At 37.6% G+C, this 25513-nt stretch carries 27 protein-coding genes and 2 pseudogenes; 9 read left to right on the forward strand and 20 right to left on the reverse strand.

From position 1 onward, the window contains the following. Positions 1-260: 260 nt before the first annotated feature. Together H4683_RS19855 and H4683_RS19860 are read right to left on the reverse strand one after the other, a co-directional pair. On the reverse strand, positions 261-548 hold the full coding sequence (locus H4683_RS19855) for an Imm50 family immunity protein (protein WP_225942259.1): 288 nt from the start codon (positions 546-548) through the stop codon (positions 261-263). Positions 549-565: 17 nt separating this feature from the next. Beyond that, on the reverse strand, positions 566-745 hold the full coding sequence (locus tag H4683_RS19860; RefSeq protein WP_225942260.1) for an HNH/endonuclease VII fold putative polymorphic toxin: 180 nt from the start codon (positions 743-745) through the stop codon (positions 566-568). Between the two features lies 1 nt (position 746). Between H4683_RS19860 and H4683_RS22550 the strand changes: the two genes are divergently transcribed. Beyond that, positions 747-980, forward strand: coding sequence for an IS3 family transposase (locus H4683_RS22550; protein WP_192600585.1), 234 nt, complete (start codon positions 747-749; stop codon positions 978-980). Between the two features lie 105 nt (positions 981-1085). On the opposite strand, the gene H4683_RS19870 is transcribed toward H4683_RS22550, so the two are convergent. The 4 genes from H4683_RS19870 to H4683_RS21660 all read right to left on the reverse strand — a co-directional run bounded on the left by H4683_RS19870 (position 1086) and on the right by H4683_RS21660 (position 3796). After that, positions 1086-1451, reverse strand: a complete 366-nt coding sequence (locus H4683_RS19870; protein WP_192600567.1) for an epimerase — start codon at positions 1449-1451, stop codon at positions 1086-1088. Between the two features lie 13 nt (positions 1452-1464). Continuing rightward, on the reverse strand, positions 1465-2682 hold the full coding sequence (locus H4683_RS19875; RefSeq protein WP_192600568.1) for an RHS repeat-associated core domain-containing protein: 1218 nt from the start codon (positions 2680-2682) through the stop codon (positions 1465-1467). A gap of 242 nt (positions 2683-2924) precedes the next feature. Next, positions 2925-3053 (reverse strand): YxiF family protein, encoded by a 129-nt coding sequence (locus H4683_RS22555; protein ID WP_420826593.1) that lies wholly within the window; start codon positions 3051-3053, stop codon positions 2925-2927. Between the two features lie 143 nt (positions 3054-3196). Further along, positions 3197-3796 carry a YxiF family protein gene (locus H4683_RS21660; protein ID WP_225942261.1) on the reverse strand — a complete coding sequence of 200 codons (600 nt, stop codon included), beginning with the start codon at positions 3794-3796 and terminating at the stop codon, positions 3197-3199. Between H4683_RS21660 and H4683_RS19890 the strand changes: the two genes are divergently transcribed. Continuing rightward, positions 3754-5460 (forward strand): IS1634 family transposase, encoded by a 1707-nt coding sequence (locus H4683_RS19890; RefSeq protein ID WP_192600569.1) that lies wholly within the window; start codon positions 3754-3756, stop codon positions 5458-5460. The two genes, H4683_RS21660 and H4683_RS19890, sit on opposite strands and share 43 nt — an antisense overlap. Before the next feature lie 617 nt (positions 5461-6077). Here H4683_RS19890 and H4683_RS19895 read toward each other — a convergent pair. The 3 genes from H4683_RS19895 to H4683_RS19905 form a co-directional block, all read right to left on the reverse strand. Next, positions 6078-6293 (reverse strand): hypothetical protein, encoded by a 216-nt coding sequence (locus tag H4683_RS19895; RefSeq protein ID WP_192600570.1) that lies wholly within the window; start codon positions 6291-6293, stop codon positions 6078-6080. Positions 6294-6668: 375 nt separating this feature from the next. Further along, on the reverse strand, positions 6669-7397 hold the full coding sequence (locus H4683_RS19900) for a Fic family protein (protein ID WP_192600571.1): 729 nt from the start codon (positions 7395-7397) through the stop codon (positions 6669-6671). 427 nt (positions 7398-7824) lie between these two features. After that, positions 7825-9279: an Msr family ABC-F type ribosomal protection protein gene (locus H4683_RS19905; RefSeq protein WP_192600572.1), complete on the reverse strand. Its 1455-nt coding sequence runs from the start codon at positions 9277-9279 to the stop codon at positions 7825-7827. A 462-nt stretch (positions 9280-9741) separates the two neighbouring features. Between H4683_RS19905 and H4683_RS19910 the strand changes: the two genes are divergently transcribed. Both H4683_RS19910 and H4683_RS19915 read left to right on the forward strand, forming a co-directional pair. Beyond that, positions 9742-10419 (forward strand): sterol desaturase family protein, encoded by a 678-nt coding sequence (locus tag H4683_RS19910; protein WP_192600573.1) that lies wholly within the window; start codon positions 9742-9744, stop codon positions 10417-10419. Positions 10420-10521: 102 nt separating this feature from the next. Further along, positions 10522-10800, forward strand: a complete 279-nt coding sequence (locus H4683_RS19915) for a hypothetical protein (RefSeq protein WP_192600574.1) — start codon at positions 10522-10524, stop codon at positions 10798-10800. A 322-nt stretch (positions 10801-11122) separates the two neighbouring features. Here the strand turns inward: H4683_RS19915 and H4683_RS19920 are convergent. Beyond that, positions 11123-11221, reverse strand: a pseudogene (locus tag H4683_RS19920) (3-oxoacyl-[acyl-carrier-protein] synthase III C-terminal domain-containing protein); the annotation flags it as partial. A 207-nt stretch (positions 11222-11428) separates the two neighbouring features. On the opposite strand from H4683_RS19920, the pseudogene H4683_RS19925 reads away from it, so the two are divergent. Further along, positions 11429-12543: pseudogene (locus tag H4683_RS19925) on the forward strand (IS4 family transposase). 192 nt (positions 12544-12735) lie between these two features. Here the strand turns inward: H4683_RS19925 and H4683_RS19930 are convergent. Further along, the gene (locus H4683_RS19930; RefSeq protein ID WP_192600575.1) at positions 12736-13332 is read right to left on the reverse strand and encodes an HD domain-containing protein; all 597 of its coding nucleotides are present in this window, start codon (positions 13330-13332) and stop codon (positions 12736-12738) included. Between the two features lie 320 nt (positions 13333-13652). Here H4683_RS19930 and H4683_RS19935 point away from each other — a divergent pair, with 320 nt between their 5' ends. Both H4683_RS19935 and H4683_RS19940 read left to right on the forward strand, forming a co-directional pair. Beyond that, the gene (locus H4683_RS19935) at positions 13653-13781 is read left to right on the forward strand and encodes an IS3 family transposase (protein ID WP_192600576.1); all 129 of its coding nucleotides are present in this window, start codon (positions 13653-13655) and stop codon (positions 13779-13781) included. Positions 13782-14075: 294 nt separating this feature from the next. Next, on the forward strand, positions 14076-14285 hold the full coding sequence (locus tag H4683_RS19940) for a hypothetical protein (protein ID WP_192600577.1): 210 nt from the start codon (positions 14076-14078) through the stop codon (positions 14283-14285). A gap of 191 nt (positions 14286-14476) precedes the next feature. Here H4683_RS19940 and H4683_RS19945 read toward each other — a convergent pair whose 3' ends face one another. The 8 genes from H4683_RS19945 to H4683_RS19975 form a co-directional block, all read right to left on the reverse strand. Continuing rightward, a complete protein-coding gene (locus H4683_RS19945; RefSeq protein ID WP_192600578.1) occupies positions 14477-15352 on the reverse strand; it encodes a radical SAM/SPASM domain-containing protein in 876 nt (291 codons plus the stop codon). A 203-nt stretch (positions 15353-15555) separates the two neighbouring features. Continuing rightward, positions 15556-16209, reverse strand: a complete 654-nt coding sequence (locus H4683_RS19950; protein WP_192600588.1) for a M48 family metallopeptidase — start codon at positions 16207-16209, stop codon at positions 15556-15558. A 442-nt stretch (positions 16210-16651) separates the two neighbouring features. Then, positions 16652-16879, reverse strand: coding sequence for a DUF4256 domain-containing protein (locus H4683_RS19955; RefSeq protein WP_420826595.1), 228 nt, complete (start codon positions 16877-16879; stop codon positions 16652-16654). Positions 16880-17039: 160 nt separating this feature from the next. Beyond that, positions 17040-18569 carry a thiol-activated cytolysin family protein gene (locus H4683_RS19960; protein WP_192600579.1) on the reverse strand — a complete coding sequence of 510 codons (1530 nt, stop codon included), beginning with the start codon at positions 18567-18569 and terminating at the stop codon, positions 17040-17042. A gap of 288 nt (positions 18570-18857) precedes the next feature. Then, positions 18858-20081: an IS1634 family transposase gene (locus H4683_RS19965; RefSeq protein WP_225942264.1), complete on the reverse strand. Its 1224-nt coding sequence runs from the start codon at positions 20079-20081 to the stop codon at positions 18858-18860. 16 nt (positions 20082-20097) lie between these two features. Next, entirely contained in the window at positions 20098-20541 is a 444-nt protein-coding gene (locus H4683_RS21665; protein ID WP_225942262.1) for a DUF4277 domain-containing protein, read from the reverse strand. A gap of 285 nt (positions 20542-20826) precedes the next feature. Continuing rightward, complete coding sequence (locus H4683_RS19970) at positions 20827-21099, reverse strand: hypothetical protein (RefSeq protein WP_192600580.1); 273 nt, start codon at positions 21097-21099, stop codon at positions 20827-20829. A gap of 362 nt (positions 21100-21461) precedes the next feature. Further along, a complete protein-coding gene (locus H4683_RS19975) occupies positions 21462-22034 on the reverse strand; it encodes a DUF4256 domain-containing protein (RefSeq protein ID WP_192600581.1) in 573 nt (190 codons plus the stop codon). 257 nt (positions 22035-22291) lie between these two features. Between H4683_RS19975 and H4683_RS19980 the strand changes: the two genes are divergently transcribed. Further along, the gene (locus H4683_RS19980) at positions 22292-22828 is read left to right on the forward strand and encodes a hypothetical protein (RefSeq protein WP_192600582.1); all 537 of its coding nucleotides are present in this window, start codon (positions 22292-22294) and stop codon (positions 22826-22828) included. Between the two features lie 415 nt (positions 22829-23243). After that, entirely contained in the window at positions 23244-23942 is a 699-nt protein-coding gene (locus H4683_RS19985) for a dihydropteridine reductase (RefSeq protein ID WP_192600583.1), read from the forward strand. 355 nt (positions 23943-24297) lie between these two features. On the opposite strand, the gene H4683_RS19990 is transcribed toward H4683_RS19985, so the two are convergent. After that, positions 24298-25377, reverse strand: a complete 1080-nt coding sequence (locus H4683_RS19990) for an RNA-guided endonuclease TnpB family protein (RefSeq protein WP_192600584.1) — start codon at positions 25375-25377, stop codon at positions 24298-24300. Positions 25378-25513 lie beyond the last annotated feature (136 nt).

The following is a 25513-nucleotide window of genomic DNA, read 5'->3' on the forward strand; positions in this document are numbered from 1 at the left end:
CTGGTCCTCCGCACAGAACCTCGCGATACCTGCACTACCAGTCAGCTATACATTTCCGCCACTACGGCATGTTAGGGACTTTCACCCATTAGAGAGAAGCGCTGCCAAGCGTACAAAACCTTGAAAGGCATGTTGCCAATCAAGGTTAACTATTAAATCGATGCTGAGGTATCAATATAGCCACTAACAGATTGTATCATACAATAGTCAGCTTTAAGTTTCATATCAAAGGAACCTGATATATTAACCTTAAACTCCCCTTATATGTCTGATTCTATATTAATATTTCCCCTGTATTTATTTTTGTTAGATTTTATAGTTAATTCTTGCACATCAAAAAAGTCTAGTTCGACAAATACAGTATTGTAATTCAAATTCCTCCATTTTAAAGGCGGATTATCTGCATACTTAGGCATAATGAAGTTTATTGAAATTTTTCTTCCCTCGTCTGCAATTTCAATTGCTACAATACGCACATCTATTAACTGAGGAACTTCATTGTATAAGTTTGATATAAATGTGTTTCCTTCCAGTAATTCAAACCACATATAGTCACCCCTGCAAATTATTTATTGAAAGGATAATGTTCATCAGTTCCAGGAATTTTTCCTGTACGAGGTTTATCGGCAGGTCTCACATTAAAATGTGGTTCCTGACCACCTTTAGTATAGCCCCCACTATGGTCCTGAATAATTATCTTCTCTCTGTCTTTATTTGTATAGTAATATTCTCTTAGTGGATACAAAATTAAAAGATCACTTAGCCATAAAGGGAATCCTTATGATAATGCGGTGGCAGAGGCAACAGTTAAGATTTTAAAAACAGAATTGATTAACGGAGCGCACTATCAAACCCTTAACCAGCTGTCTCTTGAACTTTTCGATTATATCAATTGGTACACTAATAGTCGTTCTCACAGTACATTAGGCTACTTGAGTCCGGTTGCTTATAAAAAGTTAGCCCTTAATAAGATTGTTTGATTTAGTGTTGGCATACCACTTTCACCCATTAGAGAAAAGCGCTGCCAAGCGCACAAAACCTTGAAAGGCATATAGCCAATCAAGGTTTATCTAAACTATAATTTTTTATTTTTTACTGAATCGTGAAACCCACCCATCTTCTGTGTATAATTCACCTGCTAGACCATCACTAATTTCTCTAATATTTAAAAAATTATTCTCTTCTACTTTAACCAATACATTTACATCTTCTTCTTGTTCTAACGTCCATAAAAGATGATGTAATGTTGTATCAACTATTTTAGGAAATAAATTAATAATAAACTGAACTTGCTCAGGGCTAAATGACCTTAATTCATCAAATATCTTTTTTGATTCATTATCCCTCATCTTACCTTGTAATATTCTTTCCCAATCGTCAATAGCTTCATCTCTTATTCTTTCCATTAGAACTTTACCGAATAAATCTAATGCTTGTTTATTATCACTCACTTTAATCTACTCCTTATTTATACCAAGGTATATTACTAGGCTCTTTGACACCTTGTTGACGTAAGTTTTTGAGCGACGCCGCTACTAAATCCCTAGCTTCTTGACGTGTTGCTCCACCCGCTACTAGTGCTTCTACTCCAATTAGAGTATGTTCTTGTAGAGTGTTAGGTCTTCCACTTTCATTAAGTTCTTTAAATAATTCTCTTTGCTTATTTGTCATTTGTTGATGATTAAGACCATTGTCCTTCATAAAACTTTGGCTTATACTAAATCCTTTTTTTAGGTCATAATTTACATTTTCCTTAAAGGCTGATTTCGCGTGAACATGATGTCCACCAACCTTAGTATATTCACCCGTACCCTTAGCCGTAAAGAACTGCAAGTCCAGTTTCTTCCAAAGACTAACGGCTCCTTCAGCACCATGCTTCCCGACATGCTTCATGCCCGGAATCGGGATGAAACTGAGCGCTGAGCCTATTCCTTCTGACCAACGTTCTGAAGTGGAAAGCTTGGTTCCCGTCACTTGATTCACTCCGCTAAAGGCTTGTTGGAAACCTTTTAACGTTCCGATATATGGAAGCGAATCGACAAGGAAGTCTCCACCTTGAATCCAGATTGAATCGCCATCCCGGCTTAAACCAAATGGGTCGACATAAGAGATTGGATTGCCGTTCACGTAAGCGTAACGGTTCAACGTCTGCGCAACATTCAGCATACCGCGCAACACATCACGGTTGATGAAACGTTTAATGTCTGGATTGTAATAGCGTGCGCGCATATGATACAAACCGTTTGCATCCTTCATCACGCCGTCTCGTCCATTATACTGGAACGGCTGCTCCGTCGTTCCTTTATGCGCAAGTGCTTCTCCATATGGACCGTAGGCATACGTATCCGTTACCTGTCCATTTACATCAGTAAGTGCAACCGTGCTTCCTCGACGGTCATAATGATACGTTTGGTATGTACCAGAAGCGTCTTCCCGACCAATCAATCCGAGACCATAGACGTAATAGGCCTGCGCCTGTCCCTCTTTATCCGTCTCCATTAACACTTGAGACAAGGCCGCATGTGGGTTAATCACATAGTTCGTCGTTTTCCCATCGACGGTGACAGCTGTTCTCATGTTCTCGCTGTTGTATTCGTATTGCACTTGGCCCGCTTCCGTTAAGCGGTTGCGGGAGTCGTACACATAAGCTTGCATCTCGCCATTCAATGGACCATAAATCATATTTCCGTCTGCGTCGTAGGCAACATCTTTACCATTATACGTTGCTAGGCGATTATCCGATGTATAGATTATTAGCGTATCCCAATTGATGTGGACAAGCCTAGACCATCAGAATCAAACGAAACGTGGCGATTCATCGTCTACCAAATTCGTTTCTCTAAGCGGTGTGCCTGGTGATAGTCCTGGGCCATCAAGATAAAATAAAAACCTTGAAAGGCTCAAAGCCAATCAAGGTCAATCTATTACTCTGTTACTCCCCAACTATAAAATTCATATTGATACTCTGTTCTTTCAATGCAGATACCAAATTTCAAGTCGTCAGCAACCAATATGAAATCACCGTATCCTATCGTAAATTTTGTAATATCCAATATTTCTTCTAATTTACTATACTATTCACTTATATTAAGTTCCACAGCTTCTATTTCAGCATCTCTAAAAAATAATATCCTTCCCACATTGTTGCTAAAATCATTTTCTTCCAAAATATCTTTAAGTATTTTGATTGAACTCTTTATATTTTTTTATAATCCTGCTCATTTAAACTTGGTTTACTCTTAAGGGTAGTTAACCTTTCAAAAACTTCTTTACAAAATGAATCATTCGCTTCAATTTCTAATAAACCTTCATTAGTTACAGTAATAATGTTTGACAATTCCTTAATTAAGTTACCTCTTCTATTCTTCCTTTTAAGAAACTCCATTTTGTTCTTTTTATAATCACTCACATTAATCACCCTTGTTAAGTTTAACTTACCTTCTGTATCCTTCAAAATCTTCAGGAGAGTGCCCGGGTATTGATTATATCTACCTTTTTCTAATGGATTTCCCTTCAAGTCATCAGCCCCATGAAAGTGAGGACCTCTACCGAATTTATCCTCATCATGTTTGATAATATATTTTTTCTTCCCATCAACATCAACCTCAAATTCATATACCCTTCTATTCTCACTTGTTCCATCGTGTATCCCACATCCGGCAGGTCCTGATTTAGAAATTCGCATTCTATGAAGGGTTTTTTCTTTCTTTCTCGAAACCATTCTTAACGAATGAAAAAGCGAGGAGAATTCAGATGAAACAACCTGATCAGATCTTAACACTTTCTGCTGGGCCATCGCAGTTAATTTCGGCTATTTGCGACGAAATCGGCTTTGAAAAAACCATCAATGAACAGCTTGACTGGGATAAAGACCGATGTCATTTGTCACCAGGCGCACGAATAAAAGCCTTGGTTATCAACATTCTTTGTGGCAAGGAGCCTCTTTATCATATCCATCACTTTTTTAAAGAACAAGATGTCGAGATGTTGTTTGGCTCTCATGTGAAAGCAGGAGACTTAAACGAATATTCCATAGGTCGCGCACTCGACGCTTTGTATAAGGCAACCCCGTGGAAAGTCTATTCAACGTTATCTGTCTCGACTTGCCGTAAACTTGGGTTCTCACTTTCCACACTTCATAATGATACGACATCCTATTCCCTCTATGGGGACTATAAGAAAACAAACGATGCCACGGAAGAAACGACGAAAGATCTTGAGATTACCTATGGGTACAGTAAACAACATCGACCCGATTTAAAACAGATTGTCCTTGGCATGAGTGTTACGCCCGAACGGATTCCAGTGTTAGCAAATGTAGAAAACGGAAATACCAATGATAAGGGCTGGAATCTCGCATTCATCCAAAAGCTTCGCGAAATTCTTTCCAAAGAAGAATGGGATCAACTCATTTACCAAGCGGATTTAGCCTTGATAACGACGGATAATTTACGTGAAATGCGAGGGAATCTCCACTTTATTTCACGGCTCCCTGAAACCTTCAAAATAAGTCATGCATTAAAAGAAAAGGCCTGGAAGAACGGGGAATGGCGAGAACACGGACAGTTGAAGCCACAAAAAAAGGCAGCCTCCTATAAAATACAGTCCTTTATAGAAGAACTGGATGAGCATCCGTATCGTTTCGTTGTGGTTTATTCCGACAAATTGAATGAACAAAAAGGGCAAACTTTTCAGCGTAACTTGAGAAAAGAGCAAACGCTACTCGAAAAAGCAATCGAGAAATTTGAAACGACCACCTATCACTGTGAGGCCGATGCCCAAGAAGCGTGGGAAGCGTTTCAAAAAGCCCACTCAAGTCATTACTTCCACTATTCATGCGCAATACAACCTGAACAACAAGCCGAAAAAAGAACAACGAGAGGGCGGCCAAAAAAAGGGGAAACGCCAACGATGATCACGGTGTATCCTCCTCGACTTCACAATCTAAAGGAAAACGAAGAAGCAATCGAAGAAAAGAAACGTAAACTGAGTACGTTTATCCTGATCACCGATAAATTGGATAGAGATGAACTATCTGATGTAGACGTCCTTCAAACCTACAAAGGGCAAGAAGCCGCGGAGACACGTTTCCTACTTTTAAAGGATCCCCGATTGATTGATGGATTTTTCTTGAAAAAACCAAGCCGAATTGAAGCATTAAGGATTGTCATTGTCATGGCACTCTTAATTTACGGGATTCTGGAACATCGGGTAAGGAAAAATAGGAAGCAGGAAGAGAAACCCCTAGTTTTGGCAGGAAATAGCAAGCTTTTCCGACCCACAGGACAAGTATTATTAAAAGAGCTTCAGGAAATAAAGGTCATTTACATCCAGCAAAACGGAAAAGTTCTACGCTATCTTCCAGATAACATCGGCGAGCAAGCAAAGAGGATTCTGGAACTGGCGGGCTACGACCTTTCCATCTACGTGTCGAAAAAGAAAGAAAAAGTAGCCAATTAAGTAAAAACGGGAGATGTCTCGATGCTAAATGTCGAAAAAAGAGAATAAACGAGAAGAAAGTCGATACTAAAAGAAAAGGGACCAAGAACAAACTTTCAAAAAAACACACCCAGGAAAAAGGCAGTAGTTTGCCTTCCAGGTGCGGAATGTGGGAGATAATCATGGCAACATTTCTTGATTTTCTACGTGAAATCATGAAAGGGATTGTGCGTGAAACCAGCGCATTTCACTCGTCTAGCTTCAGGTACCAACCCTTCGATTCACTCGGGAGGGATTGGACTTCATCCCTCCTACTTGCTGCTAAAGGCAAAAACCACCTTTATCTTCAAGTCTTCCAGTGCTTGTCCGGGTTAAACGGCGCCTTACGCTTTTGTTGTTCAGAAAAAACGTTTTAGAAAACAAGAAAACCACCCCGCGCCGTAGGAAGCAAAAGGGTGGTTCTCAAAAACCAAATAAATAAATGACAACCACCACTCTTACGGTAGAAGTTGCACGGAGAAGCGCTTCAACGCTTCTCCCTTTTTAATATACTCCTATTATACATGAATTAGTCATTTAGATAAAGGAATAATATATCCAAATCCACAATCAGTAAAAAATTCAGTATTTACCGTGTATTAAGATTGTTCCGCGGTTTTATACGCATCGTATATACCCCAAATCCATACAATCGGATATGTGATAAAGCCAATGAGTACAAACATAAGAAGTCCATTAATCATTTGAATAACTATTAAAACAAGTCCTTTTAAAATTTGACCATTATAAATCTGTCCAAGACCTGACCAGAAGAAGCTTAATACGGCTGCAATTCCAGGATTATTCATTTTCATTTCCCTCCCCGTTTTATTCTTCATCTTTTTTAAGTGTATCAGAAATATCCTTCATCGAATAGTACCCATTATCCAATATTCAGGGGGGATAGCTACATCAATTCTCCTTATCCTATATAAACAGTCCTATATGATTGCCTGCTATGATTTGGTGTACTTAGATAACGCAAATCCAATTTATTTTCTAGCAATAGGCCCGAATATGCCGCTTTCCAATATGTCCGGCTTGCCGATTTAATAGGTCTGCCCATTCCACGACTGTCAAAAATTGTTCCCTGCACAAACTAAGTATCAGTTCTTTTAATTCGTCTGGTTGCATTTTTCTTTTATCTAAGGCTGGTTGAGCAATTTGTTCTAACTTCTTGCGCATGTTTTTTACCCAACAGCACTCAAATATAAATCGAGCGTCTGGTTCACTTCATTTTTTATTAATTCGATAAAGTCAATATGATCTCCTGTCGTATGAGCTTTGTCGAGCGCATTGTAGTAAGCAAGTCGATTTTCCGCTTTGATGACGATTGGTGGAAATCCAGTTTTCATAAGATCTAAATTAAGTAATAGTCTGGATGTACGGCCGTTACCGTCTATAAAGGGATGAATTCCTACAAAAATAACATGAAGCATAGCTGCCCGCTCTACAGGATGTAATTCTTGAGCAATCCCACCATGCCACGTAATTAACTCTTCCATCTTCTCTTGCAACAATAGCGGTATTGGTGGAACATGCAGGGCACCAGAGATAAATACTTGTTGGTCCCGGTATTGACCTGCGTATACATCGTCAATTCCTTTTAGGATAAGTCGATGTAAGTTTTTAATTTGCCATTCAGTGAGTGGTTCGCCCTTTTCCACAATTTCTTCTACGTATAAAATTGCATCCCGATGATTGATCACTTCAAGATGTTCTCTCATTGTTTTACCACCAACTGTAATTCCTTCGAGAACAACTTTCGTCTCTTTCAATGTTAATGTGTTGCCTTCAATCGCATTCGAATTATAGGTCCATTCCACTAGAAGTTTTTCTCTCAGACTTTTCACCGTGTAGGGAGATAAAGGTCTTTTGCTGTCCAAATATTTCTTTTTCTTATCAATTTCATTGAACATTTTCTCACCCCCATTTTATGTTAACTACTGTCGAGTGACTTGGTGACAGGCACTAAAACAATCATGTTATTTCAATCAAACAAGACTTCTTGAACTTTCACGATTGAACGAGCACCTATCATCGCAAAAATAAAAGCGCTGCAACGCAGACATTATTTCACTCAGAATCCGAAGCATTACAAACAACGGATTTTTTTGGAGTGCAACGAGGAACCTTTCAATTGTTGAAAAATCAAGCGCAGATGTTGGTTTTTTGTCCAAAAGTTAAGTTAATTATAACATATAAGGCGTTTCCATTTCTTAAATCAGTAAAAGTGAAGGTATACCTGATGATGAAGACAATCCCTTCATTAATGTGAACTGTAGGTATTTAAAAATAAGCCGCTGAGGCAATCTCGGCGGCTTATTGTTTAGAATTAACTTGGAATTACTCTATATTCAATTTTTTCGCATGAATAGTATACTTTAGATCTGATACATTTTTTATGAACACTTGATCATGTGATACAAATACAATCGTTCCTTCATATGCAACGATAAATCGTTCTAATGCTTCAATCGCATGAATATCCAAAAAGTTGTTCGGTTCGTCTAACAATAAAATGTTATATTCCCCTAAGAACAGCTGACAAAGTTGTAGACGAATCGCTTCTCCACCACTTAATGACTTCACCCTTTTTTGTAAATCTGTACCGACAAACTGCATCGCATGTAAAACACTTCTTAAAAATCCTTCCTCATATTTCGAGTGATTTTTCACGAATTGCAATACCGTTTCATCACTTGCAAACTGATAGCTCATTTGACGGAAGGTACCGATTTTTGCTTTTGGCGAAATGGTTAAACCCGCACCATAATTTGCAATATGGTGAAGCAATGTACTTTTACCTACGCCGTTCGCACCTGTAATCGCTATTTTTTTACCAAGTGGCAGTTGGAAACTCACCTCATCCAATAATAGCTTATCTGCAACTTGAAGAGTTAGTTGGTCCGCCATAATCGGAAACTTATTATGCAATTCCAATGCTTTTGATTGGCGGAACACGATTTGTTTTTCTTCTTGCACAGCTTCGACTTCCCATAGTTTTTCCATTCGCTGTTCAATTGCTTTTGCTGCTCGATACACGGCTTTTTGGCTCGTGCCTTTTGATTTCGTCTCAAACATACGATTTGCTTTTGCCTTCGATTCTTTTTTCGACATGCTTCCTGCTTGAGCGATTTTTTCAGCCTTTTTCGTTTTTTCTTGCGCAGCCTTTTCAAGTCGACTCTTTTCTTTTATGAATTGTTCATGAGCTTGACTCTGTTGTTCACGCTCTATCTGCTTTTGTGCCGTGTAATTACTATAATTTCCTGTATAAACGTGCACCTTGCCGTCACGTACTTCCCAAATTGTTGTGACAAGCTGGTCTAAGATAGCGCGATCATGACTAATTAACACAAGCGCTCCATAATAATAGCGGAGTTCATCAAGTAAAAACGAAATGCCCTCTTGATCCAGGTGTGTCGTTGGCTCATCGATTAGTAACGCTTCATAATAATGTGTAAGCAATTGTGCAAGTTTCAGCCTTGTTTGCTCTCCACCACTTAGCTGCCCAGAATTTTGTGGAACTGCTAATCTTCCGAGTAACGCTGCATCAGCTTCTGCAACAGTAGGAGACTCAAGTTGCTCAAAATAACCACATTCCACGTGACATTTCACTTTTCCACTTGTCGGTTGAATGTTGCCAGCAAGCAACTTTAATAACGTACTTTTCCCAGCACCATTTTTCCCGACGATGCCGATGCGGTCAAATTGATGTACAGCTAATCGTTCAATCTTTATTACTTCTTTATCTAAATAAGTCATTTCGACATTTTCTACTTCAAAACATACTTTTTCCATGTTCGCTACCCCCGAAATTTGTGGTTTCGTATCGATAGCTAGGATCGATACGAGCTTCTATTTCAAGCCCGTATCAATAGAAAAGTAACATCATCATATAAAATTCCTCCCCACTATAAAAAAGTACACAGATTGCCCTGCGTACTAGAAAGTTGGCATAGATATCCCGTAGAACGACAAAAGATTCCACAACTTATCTAACCTTGTACGCACACCAAATACCCCTCTAAAGAGCCGTTTTCTCAAAGTATATGCGTATGGATTAGTATAGTTGCAAAAATGCCATGTCTATCGCTCCTTTTAAATCTAACACCATATTATCTAGTTCCTTTTGAAATGTCAATTCTTTGACTTTGAATGTATACGAACATAGTAAAAGATATTCGAGTCTAAGATTAAAAGAGTGCCAGGCACATAACTACTATGTATAATTGGGTTATCTGAATAAATACTATATAATTAATGGAAAAGGAGGATGAATTTAAAGTGAAAAAGTACGTGAAGGAATTTGCTACATTCCCTGATATTACTGTCATGTTGCTCATTTTTTTACTTTGCGCCTCCTTCACCATACCCCATATATTTCTTTTCGGGACGTGGGTTGCTTTAGGAATTGGAATGTTGACATATGCAACAAGTGAATATGTTATCCACCGATTTTTATTTCACATTAAAACACCCGAAAATCCATCCCTGCTGAAGATAATCAAACGCTTGCATTATGATCACCATGTCAATCCGGATGATTTGAAATTATTGTTTTTACCGTTATGGTTCAGTATTCCAGGATTTATCATTTATTCGATTGTCGTTTACGTCAGTACGGGGAGTACCATCCTAATGATGGCATTTGCAACGGGTCTAGTGGCTTATTTCCTCTATTACGAGTGGAAACACTATTTTGCACATAAGCCTATTCAGCCCCGCACAAAAATAGGGAAAAACATTAAGAAGCACCATCTTCTACACCATTTTAAAAACGAAAATTATTGGTTCGGCGTCACTCATACTTCATTCGATAAAACACTTGGAACCTTTAAGGAGAGTAAAGAGGTGGAGAAAAGTCGCACTGCACGTAATTTGGAAAACAGGATGCGAACGGGGATTTTGATTAATAATTGTGAGGTGCCAGTCACTTAACCTTTTATGTTAATTGGAACAAACAAGAATGTTACAACTTTCATGATGGAGTGAGTGGCAGGCACCAAGTACTTCCAGCATTTCGAACGAAGGGAGAGGGGAATGATTTTGAAGGGGAAATATGGTTTAACTTCAAGTGTTTTAAGCATTGTAGGGTTATTGTTGTTTTATGCCAGCTCGTTTGGTGAAAACGGCGCACTCGGTATTTATTTTTTCTTAGGGGTCGCTGCTTGGATAACAAGTGTTACTTTAGGTATTGTCGGAGTCAAATCAAAAGAGAACGGTTTTTTGAAATTTTTCGGATTGTCTATCATATCAATTATTATCTTAGGATACGGCGGAATAATTGTCCTAATGGGTATGCGAGGTTTTGGTGCATGATGCCCTACCCGAAATTGATATCTTTTTCTTAATATAAAGAAAAGCACTCACCCTGCAGCGTTAAGGATGAGTGCTTTTTTTATTATTTATATTTCTTCTCTGTCTCTTGAGTAATTATTTTAGATAACCCGTTTTTCTTGATCGTCTACCACAATTCATTAGCCATTCGGAAAAGTTCTGCTGTAACGCTAGGTGACAGTCACTCAAACTTTTATGTTAATTGGAACAAACAAGAATGTTACAACTTTCACGATTGAATGAGTGACAGGCGCCAAGTACTTTGTTTTCTATTTCTTTTATCTCTAATATTCTATGGTTGACCTTATAAAGTCCAATTAATTAATAATCCACAATGTGCCAATCCTCCACCGAAACCATATAAAAGAATTTTATCACCTGATTTTATCTTTCCTTCTCTAACTAAGTGTAACCTATTCAAATCAATAGACAGACGAGTTATATCTTATAACCTTTTCCCCAAATGAGCGTAAGAGCCACTTTAGTATAGCGTTTACAGCAATATTAAAATTACACATAATTCTCGAAAATTTAATGAAAACAAACAAAAAATCCTTTATAATGGAATGCACAGGTAGTTCCTGTCCAAATCCAATACAAAGGACCTAACATGGACAAGAATACACTAAAAACTTCATTTGGTAAATGGGTTAGCCCTATTAGTTTTAAAAAATTTGATGAAATTGTGAATAGCCACAATCAAGATCGATATATTAAGAAGTTAACAACGCAGTCCTATTTATTGTTGATGCTCTATACGCATTTGAAGAAGTTAGACAGCCCGCATGAACTAGAAAAAGCTCTTGCAGACGATGACCTCCAAGCCGCTGCCGATTTTGAATCAATCAGTGTCTCCCAACTTTCAAGGAAAAACAATGCAGTGAATCCTGCGATTCTTTCGAATCTCTTTATGGATCTGGCCAATCAAATCACAGGACGGAAAACCCGGTCCCGAACAGGTATGCCCTTGAAAATTATTGATTCCACTACTTTACCTTTAAACCTGAACCACTTTAAATGGGCAGAGTTTCGGAAGACAAAGTCGGGTTATAAGTTGCATCTGCGCGTTGTTTTTGATGAAAATGGCTCCCACTATCCTGATAAGGAAGTCATGACAAATGCAAAAGAACATGACCGTAACCAGCTGGAGATACTGGTAGATGATAAAGAAGCGATGTATGTTTTTGACCGGGCATACGTGGATTATAAGCGCTTCGACCTCTTCACGGACGATGGCATCTTTTTCGTTTCTCGATTGAAGAAAAACGCTGTCATTACTGTTGTTGAAGAGTTTAAAGTTCCTATAGACACCAACATTATTTCGGATAAAATGGTTTTCATTGGATCCAGTTCAAACTGTACGGAAAACGTTTTCCGAGTCATTGTCATTCTCGATGAAAAGGGAAAGAGATGCGACTGATTACAAACCGTTTTGATAGTTCAGCGGAGGAAATTAGTGAAATTTACCGTTCGCGTTGGGCAATTGAGTTGTTTTTCAAATGAATCAAACAACATGTGAAAATTAAGCATTTTTATGGCAGAAGTATAAATGCCGTAAAAAATCAAATCTACCTAGTCCTCATTTTCTATTGTTTGAACGTATTGATCCAAATGGAAACCAAAAGTGAAAATTCCCTTCTTGAAATTACTCGATGGCTTAAAGCTAAAGTTTGGAAAGAATCAGGGCATTGGATAAGGCTTTTTAAAAAGGAATCTTTTCCTTAATCGTTACTTTTTCTAACCGTCACCTTGGTATAAATGTATAAAAAATCCAAATAGACAGAGCTACCTTTATTGAGGTGCTTCCCTTTTTTAAAAAATTTAAAGGATTTTGTATAACTGAATATTGTGACGATATTTACGCAACACTAGTGAACCTTTTTAATATATACAAAATGCTCCACAGTAATATAAAACTTACTTAGTTTCATTTAAACCAATATATAATCCCTTTTCTATACTAGCCTCAATTAATTCTTTGGTTAGTCTCCAAAGTTTATCAGACTCATTTTTAATGAATTCTTTCTTTTTAAGTACCATCTGTGCTGTAATATTATCAGGGTTGAAATTCTCTTCTGAAACTTCTAAGTGATTTATTAAAGGTACAAGTGCATCAATTACTCTTGCATATCTGGCTTCACTACTAACCCCAAATTCAAACTCGTTCCACAAGTTTAATATATTCTCTTTTTGATCGTTAGGTAATTGAGTTATACTCTTACTAATAGAGTTTAGTTCTCTTTGACTTGATGTGTTCTTTTTTGAATCATCAAAAACCCACGTATCTCCAGCATAAATTTCACCTAAATCATGAATTAATAATAATTCTAGGACTATCTCCATATTTAATTCAGCATCATAATACTCTCTTAACAACACTGCTACTAATGCTACTTGCCAAGAGTGCTCTGCACTATTTTCATATCGACTATCTAAAGTTCTATTAAATCTTGTAACTGATTTAAGTTTTTCAAGTTCATTACAAAAACTTAATTGCGCCCTTAATCTTTTCATTAATATTTCCCTCCTCATTATCGGTTATTTTAATAGCTAAATTAATATTTTATTTGAATTTCAATAAACTAAATTAGATTTTCTATTCCTTAAATTCATCAATTAACTCATCGATACTTTTGTTAGTAACTTTACAACTATACTTGCCCTCAGTTTCCTCTAAAGGAGTTATCTTAACAATATGATTAATTGGAGTTATTATCAATTCTACATTATTATTTTTCTCAATGTTTAGTTCCCTTAAGTGAAATACTTCATGCTGGTTCTCAGTAACATTGTTTATAATACGAGCATGATAATGACCTTTATTTTCATATTCCATGCACTTTATCAGTCTTGACCAGCTGGAACTTGAACTAAATGATTACGTAAATTGGTTTAATAAGTTTCGAATCCACGGCACGCTTGGATATAAAAGCCCGCTAGAATACAGATTGGAGACCTTATAATTTTTGTTTAGTTTAGTGTTCACATACATATTTGCCAGTGTAAATGGAAAGCCAACTATCTCTAATGTGGTCTTCATGAATTTTTCGGTCTTCATGTATTCTCCCCTCTCTATACAAGGTAGATAATACCATAATACCACTTTAATTACCTGTGAATAATTGAACTTTCACAAAAATCGCGAAAGCTATCAAGTATCCAAACAATTCAGGATTTAATGAACATCTTTCATTCTTTCCTTTCAAGAATTCTGTGTGCAGAAAAATGATTAGTGAGCTACAAGGATTAAGTATCATTTGAAATGGCTTAAACGACTAGCAACAATGGAAATGCCGCTGTCTGATCTTGATTTTGGAAAACTTAAAATTGATTTAGAGAATTGGTTTTATCAAGAAGCCTTTCATGCATTTGATGGAGATTCCATGGATGTTCCTTCTGATTACTATACTTGGCGGGACCTTGAAGAGGAGAAAAAAGAAATATTTGATATTTTAGGAGGGCAATAGCTTGGGAAGAAGAAGCACTAATTCACTTGAAACTGATTTTCTTCTCCCAGCTTGATAGCGGAAAAGAATATAAACCATAGCCACTCTTTTCATCATTTGAAAGAGTATCTATGGTTTTAGTTTGGGAATCAGGCACTTTCTTTAGTGTTACTAACCAGCAACGCTCAAATACAATTCAGGTGTACACTTCACTAAACTCCAAATTTCTGTCTATATCCGCACTTCCTACACAGTTCTTCAACCGCTTCTCTTCTAGAAAAACCATCGACAAGGTTATTTGCTCGTTCTCCGTCGATAATGTCAGAAAAAGATGTTTGTTTGACATTGCCCAAGTTAATGACGCCTTCTCCATCAAGACAGCAAGGGACAACTGTTCCATCTACAAGAATAGCTGCTTGACTGCGAAGCGCATGACAAAACCCTTTGCCATCATCCTCAGGTGCTAGTAGGCTAGGCCATTTGAATTCATGGTCTTGATTGAGATAGACGTTCTTGGTAATTTTCACGCCTTTACCTGGTTGTACTTTTTCTTCAATCTTGAAGTCTAAGTTATACTCATTCTCCAAAATTTCTAACGTTTCACGGTTTCTTCTCTTCGCTAAATCATTTGCATGCTCTTGTTGAAGATTCCATAAGCGATATGAAATAATCGTATTATATTCTTTAGCCTCACGTACAAATTCAAGAATGTCACCCAAATATTTTTCCCGATTTTCAGAGCCTTCATGTCCGTCAAAACTATGTAGCGAAAAGTTTATTTGACGCAAAGCTGGTTTACCCAGTAATTTTTCAGCATTTTTTTTAATAAGCGTCCCATTCGTCGTGATATTCACCTTAAATCCCTTGGCGTGGGCAGCATCTAATAATTGATCGATTCTGGGATGCATGAGAGGTTCACCTTTAACATGAAGATAAATATACTTCGTGTGCGGCCTAATCTGATCCAAGATATCATTAAATGCATCTAGTTTGATAATTTTTGCTTCTCGAATCGTTGGAGGACAGAAGCTACAAGCAAGGTTACACACGCTTATGATTTCGACATACACTTTTTTAAATGTTTTCAATGCTTATTCACCATTCCAGTTCTTTATTTATCAAAAATATATCCTTATTCACTTTAACAAAGTTTAATAGCTCTGAAGGGTAAATTTCAATTTATTTTTGGTATCTGTGCAACATTGAACTCAGAATGATGTGCCATACAGATCCCTTTAAACTTTCAAACACAATATAACGGTCACATTTATCTCAAAATAGAACCGTGATTTTAAAGTGACATTGAATGTGTGTGCCTTGCCAAATACTCTTCCTTCTCTTTATAATCCGGCATAATGCTACCCACACGTCTCCAAAATGAGCGATCATGATTCATATGAAGTAAATGACATAATTCATGGATAACTACATAATCGATGACGTCAATTGGAGCCATAGCTAGACGATAATTAAAGGTTAGCTTTCTATCCGAACTACAACTACCCCACTTGGCCTTAGACTCTACTATTTCAATCATTTTAGGGTTTACTTTCAACTGTTTTTGATAGAATTTTACCCGTTCCCCTACAACCATCTTACAGCTATTGATATAAAATCTCTTGAGATTTCTTCTAAGCGCCTCCTCATCTAACTCATTTATCTCGATTAATTCATGAAGAAAACGTTCATTCCCGAGGTATAAGAACTTCCCTTGAGCGTAATACTCTCTTGCCTTCGGGGTTTCCCGAGCTACTCCAATTTCATGAATTTTCTCTAGTATCCATTTCCCTTTACTTTCTACTGCACTGACAATCAATTCTTGAGTTGCATCTTTAGGAGCTTTAACAGTTATAAAACCAAACGAATCGATATGAATCGATAGCTTCTTCGCTTTTCCATACTGAACATTTAATTCAATAATTTCATTTTCGACTTTAACTTTCAGTTTTTTCTCTCTCCCTTCAAGTAGAAGAAGTTCCCATCCTAAGCATGTTAAAAGAAATGATAAGTCATTATACAGATCCAATCCCCATTAAAACATAAATAAGTAACATTTAAAACTCGGTTTCCACTACCCTATCACCATTATTATACTAAAGTGGGGGCCAGTCAGGGATTTAAGCCTAAAAAACGAATAGATCATCGCGGAGCAGCTTATGGCAGACTTACCAAATTACGCAACATTTTATGAAAAAAACATAGCCAGAAAAGACTTGGTTATTTATAACCGGCATCTTTTCTAGCTACGTATTTAAAGAGTTCTTAGTGGCACAATTTAAGCAATTGTTTTGCGTCCATTATTACGGGGCTTGACCACTGTGTACCAATAAAAAAGTCTTTCCCTAGACAATCGTTCGTAAATTCAAATTTAGCTGTCTATGCAAAATTTAGACCCTTAGCGAGCCACGGAAACACCTGGCGGCATAGTAGGATTCTGCTCCATTGTGATACACAAAGACAGTGTCGTAGCGGCAATCACAAAAGATGGCCCCACCTAGCTTTCTAATGTTAGCAGGTGATTGCACCCAGCTCGACGTTTTCAAATCGAAATTCCCAAGTTCCTGTAACTCCCGGTATTTTTCTTTTATAAAATCAATCACGCCCTCATTTCTCAATAATTCCTCATAGTATCTTTTCCAAAATTCCTTTTCTTCTTCTATACTTTTAAGTCCCTCTTTTGGACGTATTTCTTCAGTTTTTTAATAGAAAAAAAGTATCCTTATAGATATGTTTTTTTACTTTTTCAATGCAATAAATACACGGGGCAACTACTAGTTACTTATGACTAATACTACCTGTTGGACTTAGTGTTGTTCCTCCAATCGAAACATTAATTTCTTTTGTTAGAGGAACATTATATTCATCAATAACTGTTCTCCACCATTCCCATGCAAGTCCTGTACATTCCCTTGAATAAATTCTTATATTCTTTGAATTAGCTGGGAGAAAAATTACTGAAACAAAATGTGCTGTTTTATCACCCCAATTTCCATCCCACGTTTTATGATTTAGGATTTCATTGCCATCTTTATCATATGAAAGTTCATCCCATGAAATATCAAATTGTGCTACATAAGCACCATAATGGTCTATGTTTATTTTCCCACTAGAATATCCAGTGGATTTAGTCTCAACATAGTCTGTTTTGTTATGAACAGCTGCTACTGAGTTATCTTTCAGGAAAACACTTGTATATGAAATTGGATAAGCCGGGTTTTTAGGACTATACTCAGAATTATCTTTAATTACATTTCGTATTTGATCAAAATCTTTTGTAATTATTTTATTATGCTCTTTTGAGTCACCACCCAATACAACAGCAGTAAATGAGCTTTCTTCAAATATATCTTTATATTTTGCTTTGGCTTCTACACTATTATCACTAAGCAATGCCTTAAATGCAGCTTGTACATCATTACTATTAGATGTTGTCTCTAATTTTACATAAATAGTTCTACCATACGCCACATTTGAAACCATAACTGGTGGAGTTTGATCACTTACTCCTTTACGAGTTAAGTCTTTAAAAGTAACACTATTATCAAAAAGATCTGATGGATCATTGGGAAGTTCTGCACTTACTGTATAGAATATTTGTTTATATGCAGCAACCATAACCTTCTTTTCTCCATTTGAAATAGCTTCAAAATCAATTCCAAGTGAGCTACTCATAACTTTAGTGTTAGCATTAAGAACTGAGGATATCTGAGATTTACTATAAACCATTGATTCTGAGTATTGAATTCTAGCAGGTAATGTATGTGTTGGTGAATATTTTTCATTCCAATTAGCTATCAAATTATCTATTGCACCATTCACATTACCATATGTCGGATTATGTACGTTTACTGTATTTTCAGTTTTCATACCCGGAAGGTCAATACTAATGTTTATTGGTTTTCTTTTGGATGTTAATAAATTTGGCTGATTATCAACGAAAGCACTATCGGCAAGCTGTAATGCTCCTGGATATGTTCTATCAGTCATTGAATCTATTATAGAAATATCTACTGGCGCTGTGTTAAGAGATTTTTTAGTACGTTCTACTACAATAAACTTGTCTTTCGAGAAAATACCTTCCCTGGGTACAAAACTTTCAATTCTTTCTCCTTCTGATGCAAGAACTTCATTTTTACTATAGTTCAAGTTGAAAATACCTTCATCAATGTCATTAGTATCATCCGTTTGTGTACCTACAGATGATTTTATATCTTCTGCGAAGATAGCGAGTGGCTGTTGGATTATGCATAAGCTAACCAACAAGCAAATTAAAAGCATTTTTGTTTTTTTGAATTTTATTTCCATATTGAATCCCCCTAAATTTTATATTTCTCTACTTGCTATTGAAAAATTTGAGCAAGTCAGATCCTTCAACTTATATTAAAAATAAATTATTTCATTTAACATCTATACTTGAAATATGTTCTTTTCCAACAAATTCAAACAACTTATTTCTTTACCTCACATTTCGCACCCTGCCAAAGTTAAATTCTAAATTTCAATCCTATGTTTTTTAGGGAGTCATACCCAAGTCAAACAGCTGTCGGCCGCCTTGTTTTTCACCTGAACCCACAGCTTCATTATTTCTTCGTTTTACAGGTAAATCGTTTCATCCAACCCTAAATAACTAAGCACTTTTTTCTGTTCATAGGTGAAGCGGCCTGCCAAATTGGCGTTGCTTTTCACCGCTCGGCAACTCCAAAACAACGACTTGAACATAGGTGACATCTGAAAAATTGCTTGACCGGTTGGATTGACCAGTTTGCGTTTGGCCGCGCCTATGAGCGCGGTTTCTTCCGTCACATGTTGGCGGATTCGACGTTGAAACACTTTGTAGACCAGTAAAGCGAGCAGGAAGAGATACCCCAATACCTTGACACGTGTTGGTTTTTTGAGATAGATCTCATCTACAAAATAAGGGTCTTTTAAAAAGGAAAAACTCATTTCAACATTCGATTGCCCCTTATACAATCGTAACACTTCCTGGGCGTCGATTTCATCCCCTTTATAATCGGACGGTACCGTGGTGGCCAGGACAAAACGAGGGGCTTTTCGACAAGCTTCTTCATAGATTCGTTCATCAAATGTCACTGCCAACTGGATGTGACAGGTCATGATTTCTTGTGGGATTTCGTCTTTTTTTGGACGGCCACGCTTGCGTTTCATCGTTTGGCGTGCTTCAATCGTCGGGTGAACTTGATGGTACTGCCATTTCTTCTTCTTCTTCTTCTTCTTCTTCTTCTTCTTCTGCGCCCACTTTTCTAGCGCTTCTTTGGCATCCTCTTTGCAATGGAATGCGCATTTGTCGAAAGCTTGTTGTTGGGTTTGAAGCAGCGTGAATTCCTGTTCTTTTGTCCTCTTGAATGTATGTCGCTTTTTCTTATCTAACGCACTAGATTCCAAGACAATAAGACGAACATCAAACCCGTAATAGATGGCGGATTGTTCTTGAACGCGGTAAACAGATGCATTGTTTGTTTTCGCCGTGGTAGAAGGGGCCAACCATTCGCCCGGTTGTTCCTCGGCAACTTTTTGCCCATGTTTAACCATTTTTAGGCCATTTGGAGCGCGGGATATCAAAAAGGTCTTCGCTTCTTTTGCTGCAAATAAGGTGTCTTGTGTCATGGCTGCAGAATCAGCCACATAGATAAAATCGGATACCTCGATGCTTTCGAGTTGCTCTTTTACTTTGTTAAGAATCGCTGGATTCCACGTTTTATCGGAGGTATTTCCATCATGGACATCGGCGTAAATCGGGATGCCATCTTCGTTGACAACCGCGCCGTATTGAAACTGTTTAGCCCTTGACGATCGCAGCTACAACCCTCTGTTATCAAAAGATCTTCTTTCTCGTCCGCGTACTGACCGTAGACGGATTACTCGTTGTGTCGCCGTGAAAAACATGAAGAGACCAAATATCTTCCTTTTGAAAGGCACCTACAACCAACTGCGAATAGATTTGATGCACATTCCCATCATGAATCCAATCTAGATGTCGTCCAAGCGCATCGTCATTGAAATGATGCGCTCCTGCTCCCGAAGATAGAAGTTTCTCCAAATCCACTTCAGCTGCCCATCCTTCTAAATGAACCAGTGCCTGGCGACCACTCAATATATCTAAAAGCATCAAATGGACAGCATCACCTGGGGTAGTCAAACATTGTTCGTCGTAAGGAACAAGCCGGTTGATTGTCTGTGGAATTCGAAGTTGTTTGATAACTGCACTCAACAGATTGAGGTAGCGTTCTTGGTAAATAGGATCAATTTTGATTGTCATAATGTTCATTCCTTCCGTTCGAATAGGTGGATAAATTACTATTCGATAGGGAGGGATAAAATAACTTTAGGGGTTCGCTAAGGGTGCGGAATGTGAGTTTATATTATACGATGCCTTATTAACATAAGTCAATATAACTAAATGGAAATACTGAAAATAGATACTTCGACTCCTTCTCCTTGGCTATACTACCGTCTGTTCCATAACCATTATAATCAATCCGAAGCTAACAACCTGCATATCCATCATTATCCATATATAAATTTTTAATTTTGACGAAGGCTCTTAATTAATGTCCTTACATATATAACGTGAGAGAAGAGAAAAAGGGACATGTTTTTTAATCTTATCAACACTGATTGTTCGAGTCGCGGCTGTATCAGCTTCATCCCAGTATTTAATACTGCCATCAGATAAATCTATTTTACCTACTAATAGATTTCTTTCCCTCGCAGCGACAAAGAATACACCCCATGTAATCTGATTACTACGTAAAATAGTTTCCTGTATTCGTAAATGTCCGATTTGTATTGTATTTTCACCCAAAATATAAGTCATTCGGATTTTGTGTCGTTCCATTAAACCATTGAGGATTATCCCATCTCCAAATATCTGGTACTGGTGTCATGGAACCCATTATATCTCTCGCCTTCATATTTTTCGTAATAGTACCTGAACCATTGGTATCCTATGCAAGAACAGTAACCTTCAAAGTTGTATCATTTGGTATTTTATCAGACGGTCTGGTAGCAACGTCACCTTTTAGTTAATGAAGGTGCCAGTCACTCAAACTTTCACGTTAATTGGAACAAACAAGAATGTTGTAACTTTCACGATTGAATGATTGACTGTGTACCAATAAAACATCCTTCTCCTAGACAATCTGTTCTCAAATTCAAATTGAGCTGTCTATGCAAAGTTTAGATCCTTAGCCTTAGTGAGCCACGGAAACCCCTGGCGGCATAGTAGGACTCTGCTCCATTGTGGTACACAAAAACAGTGTCGTAGCGGCGATCACAAAAGATGGCCCCACCTAGCTTTCTAATGTTAGCAGGTGTTTGCACCCAACTCGATGTTTTCAAATCGAAACTCCCAAGTTCCTGCAACTCCCGGTATTGTTCTTCCGTTAAAAGCTCAATACCCATTTCCGTAGCCATATCAATAGCGTTATTTTCTGGTTTATGTTTTTTCCTTGACTCTAGTGCTTCAAGGTCGTAACAAACACTTCTACGACCTTTAGGGCTTTCTGCTGAACAGTCATAAATAATATACTCGCCCGACTTTTTATCATGACCAACAACATCCGGTTCGCCACCGGTTATTTCCATCTCATTAAGCGACCACAGTTTTTCAGTATTCGCTTCCAGCTTCTCTTGGACTTTAGCCCATTCAAGTTCTTTATGGCGGTTCATATTTTTCTCAAAACGAGCTTTCAACGTTCTAAGTAATTCTTCACGCTGTTCTAGTGACAACTCCTTATTTCTCTTTGGCATATTCATTTCCTCCTCTTTTTTTTATAGACTCTCGGCATTCGCCGAGCTAGACGGCTCATAGCTTTTACTGAACCGATATTTTTTGTTTCCTCCTACCTTTGATAGGGGGATTTTTCATTTCAAATAATATGAACTGGTAATTATAAATCTCGCATTGCCCCTCAATCAGTCCGAAGTACTCTTGACTTTTTGGAATCACCACAATAATCAAGATAGGAGGGTTTTTTTCCTTACTATCCATGATTGAGGTGTTGATAATGAAACCGTTAGTCGTTTCGCACGAAGTATATCAAATGTTCGTATTGGAAAAATTACAGAAGCATTTTTCCGGTGGTTTTCTAACGCTTGTGAATAACGATTGGCCTGTAATCACTAAACTTTGGGTGACGGATTTATCTGAAATCACGACGATGCTAAAGGATACTTATGGAGAAAGAGGACCCGCACCGCGGGATCCAACTTCTATGTTGCGTTCGTTTCTTCTTTTACTTTTAACAAATCCAACCATGAGTATCACGAAGTGGGTTGACCAACTCTATCGAGTTCCCCTTTACGCCATTTTAAGTGGATTCGAACCTGGCGATATTCCTGGTGTGGGTACGTTTTACGACTTTTTTAATCGTTCATGGGGAAGCGAGAAAAAGAATGTCACCCATAAAATCAAAAGTAAAAATACTCGCAAACGTAAGCCGAAAAAAGGAAAGAAAGGTGGGAAATCACCTACTGCAACACCGGGTCGTGTAAAACGATTGGTCCAATTGCTTGTGATGTTTCTTTGGTATGCGCTTTTTTGAAAATGCCTTAAAAAAGAAGACCCAGATTATCAATTATGCCTAATTCCCAGTAAATAATCGGATATATCGCTGATTTCGCTCTAGGAACTCCGAGAGTCTAGTAAATACTAATACTAATTTTGTTGAAAATTAATAATACCATCTATCTTCTTCACAAACTTCTCTTTATCTGGTTTTATATTTCCAGCGAGATCTTGTCACATCACCACATTTTGTGCTATCCACTTTGAATTGGGTACCAGCCACCCAAACTTTCATGTTAATTTGAACAAACAAGAATGTTACAACTTTCACGTTTGCATGAGTGTTTGTGGCACCAAGTATTAGTACTAACAAACTATTTAATTGATAATCGTTATCAATTAATATATAGTAATTAGTGACAGAAAATATAATTATATAAGGGGAGAGTATGATGCAAATATACTGGACTAAAATAAATAAAATTATTGAAGAAACTCCTGAAGTGAAAACATACTTGCTCGATCGTCCGGAAGACTTTTCATGGGAGGAAGGTTCCCACACTCATTTCGCACTGAAAGGTTTTAACGCTGGAGACAAACCGAACCGTGGCTTAATTCGCCACATGTCCATATCCACTTTACCCCATGAAAATTCAATTGGTATTACAACACGTATTAAAGAACAGTGCTCTGAGTTTAAAGCGACCTTAAGAAATCTTGAGGTCGGCGATGAAGTTGCGATATTTAAAACTCATTCAAATATACCACTTAAAAGAGAAGACAAAAATGTTTATCTACTGTCATCAGGTGTTGGCCTGGCAACTTTCAGACCACTTGTACTTGATTATTTCGAACGTGCGGAAAACGTCAATAAAATTCATTCCTTGAACATCGATTCGTCAAAAGATTTCCTATTCACTACTATTTTTGAATCCGCACCTGATAAGAAGTTCAGTTCACAGTTCGTCGATAATCGGGAAGACTACTATAAAGAAGTAAAAAATCTAGCTGCAGATCAAGATGGACAGTTCTATATCGTTGGCAGTGACGAGTTCCTTATGGAGAACATTGAATTACTGCGTGCACAAGGTATTCAGCCAGAACAAATTATGCTCGATAAACGTCAACAACAGCTGGCTGAGTTTTTATGATTTTAAAAACGGGAAAAGATTCACCTTTTTCCCGTTTTCTTTATCCACAAATTAAATCTCCAACCAAGCCACACACTCAACATGTGACGAGTGCTGACGGTAGACAATTAATGAGACGTGCGTGTATTCACCTACACCTTATCAAGTTAATTCTCATTTTAAATTAGAACTCAAAAACACATTTAAATAGTTAGTGACAGTTGAGACTCCCACGACTAAAATCGCGAGCCCTAATCCTTGTGGATTAACGGGTGGGATTCTTGAATGACTAAACGTTCGCAGTCCATTTCTGTTTTGAACAGCCTTCAAAATAAGGGCATCTCATTGCCCCTCCTAAGACAGTGCATTTAGCATCTTAGGCTGATTGACTTTTACCGTCAATCACAGTTGCGTAGCGAATATTCATCGCCCCAACGATATCTCGATGTTTCTCAAACCCGCATCGACACGTGTAGTTTCGATCTTTTACTTTGTTCTTTTTGGTGCATTTTGGACATGTCTGACTTGTATAAGCAGGATTTACATATTCGACCTTAATACCAGCTAATGTAGCTTTGTATTCGATGAATTGCGCTAAACGATAGAATGACCATGTGTGTAGATTTTTTTGGTTTTTACGGCTTGTACGTGCCGTCTGCCTGCTATTCGTTAGTTGTTCTAATCGAATGACAGAGACTGTATTGGCGGTTGCAAAATCCACGATTTCACGACTTACTTTATGGTCTTGATTTTGCATCCATCTTTGTTCTTTATCATTAAGTTGGCGAATGGCATTCACTTTCTTTTGTTTCCCTAACTTTTTTCGGATACTACGAAATTTACGTTTCATATAGTTGTTTAGTCTCCCGTTCCCAAAGAACCGAGCCTTGTCATTGTCTGTGATGACCACCGCAGGTACTTTCAGACCTAAATCCACACCTAAAATCCTTGAACCTTTCTTTTCTATTGTTGGAATCGTGACAGCGATTTGCGCTACCCACTTATGGGATTTCTTTGTGATGCGAAGTGTCCCTAACTTGTGCTTTAAAAGGTCAAAATTCCGATTTTCTTTATCAATCAACAAAGCTCGAATCTTTAAGCGAGTTGACTTTCCATTCACCATAAATGGTATTGAAATATGCGTGAAGTCAAATGAATAGTTTTGATTGTTCCACACACAAACAGGTTTCTTGAGAATCGGGATAATTTTGTAGTTGCTTTTCTTCACTTTTTCAGAAAAAATACTTTTAGCATCATTAATCGCTTGATTCTTCACCGCACTCGGGATATCGGCCTCAATATCTTTTGTACTTTTCTTAGTGCTGGCCTTTGCTTCAACCATTTCAGATACAAGTGTATTAATGACTTTTATATACGCACGGCTACTTTGTTCCATTAGTTGGATTTGCTCTTTTGTGGGTAGCAATTTAATTTTCACCGTGATGATTTGCGACACACGTTTCACCCCCTCTTTTTTTGACTTTCAACATATCATTTACTCAACTTTCGCACCCAATAAAACAGCCTAATCAATTGACTGCACTAGCCTTGTAGTCAAACCAATAGGTCTGTTGACAATTTTACGACTAAAA

Source organism: Sporosarcina limicola (assembly GCF_014873855.1).
GTDB classification, from domain to species: domain Bacteria; phylum Bacillota; class Bacilli; order Bacillales_A; family Planococcaceae; genus Sporosarcina; species Sporosarcina limicola.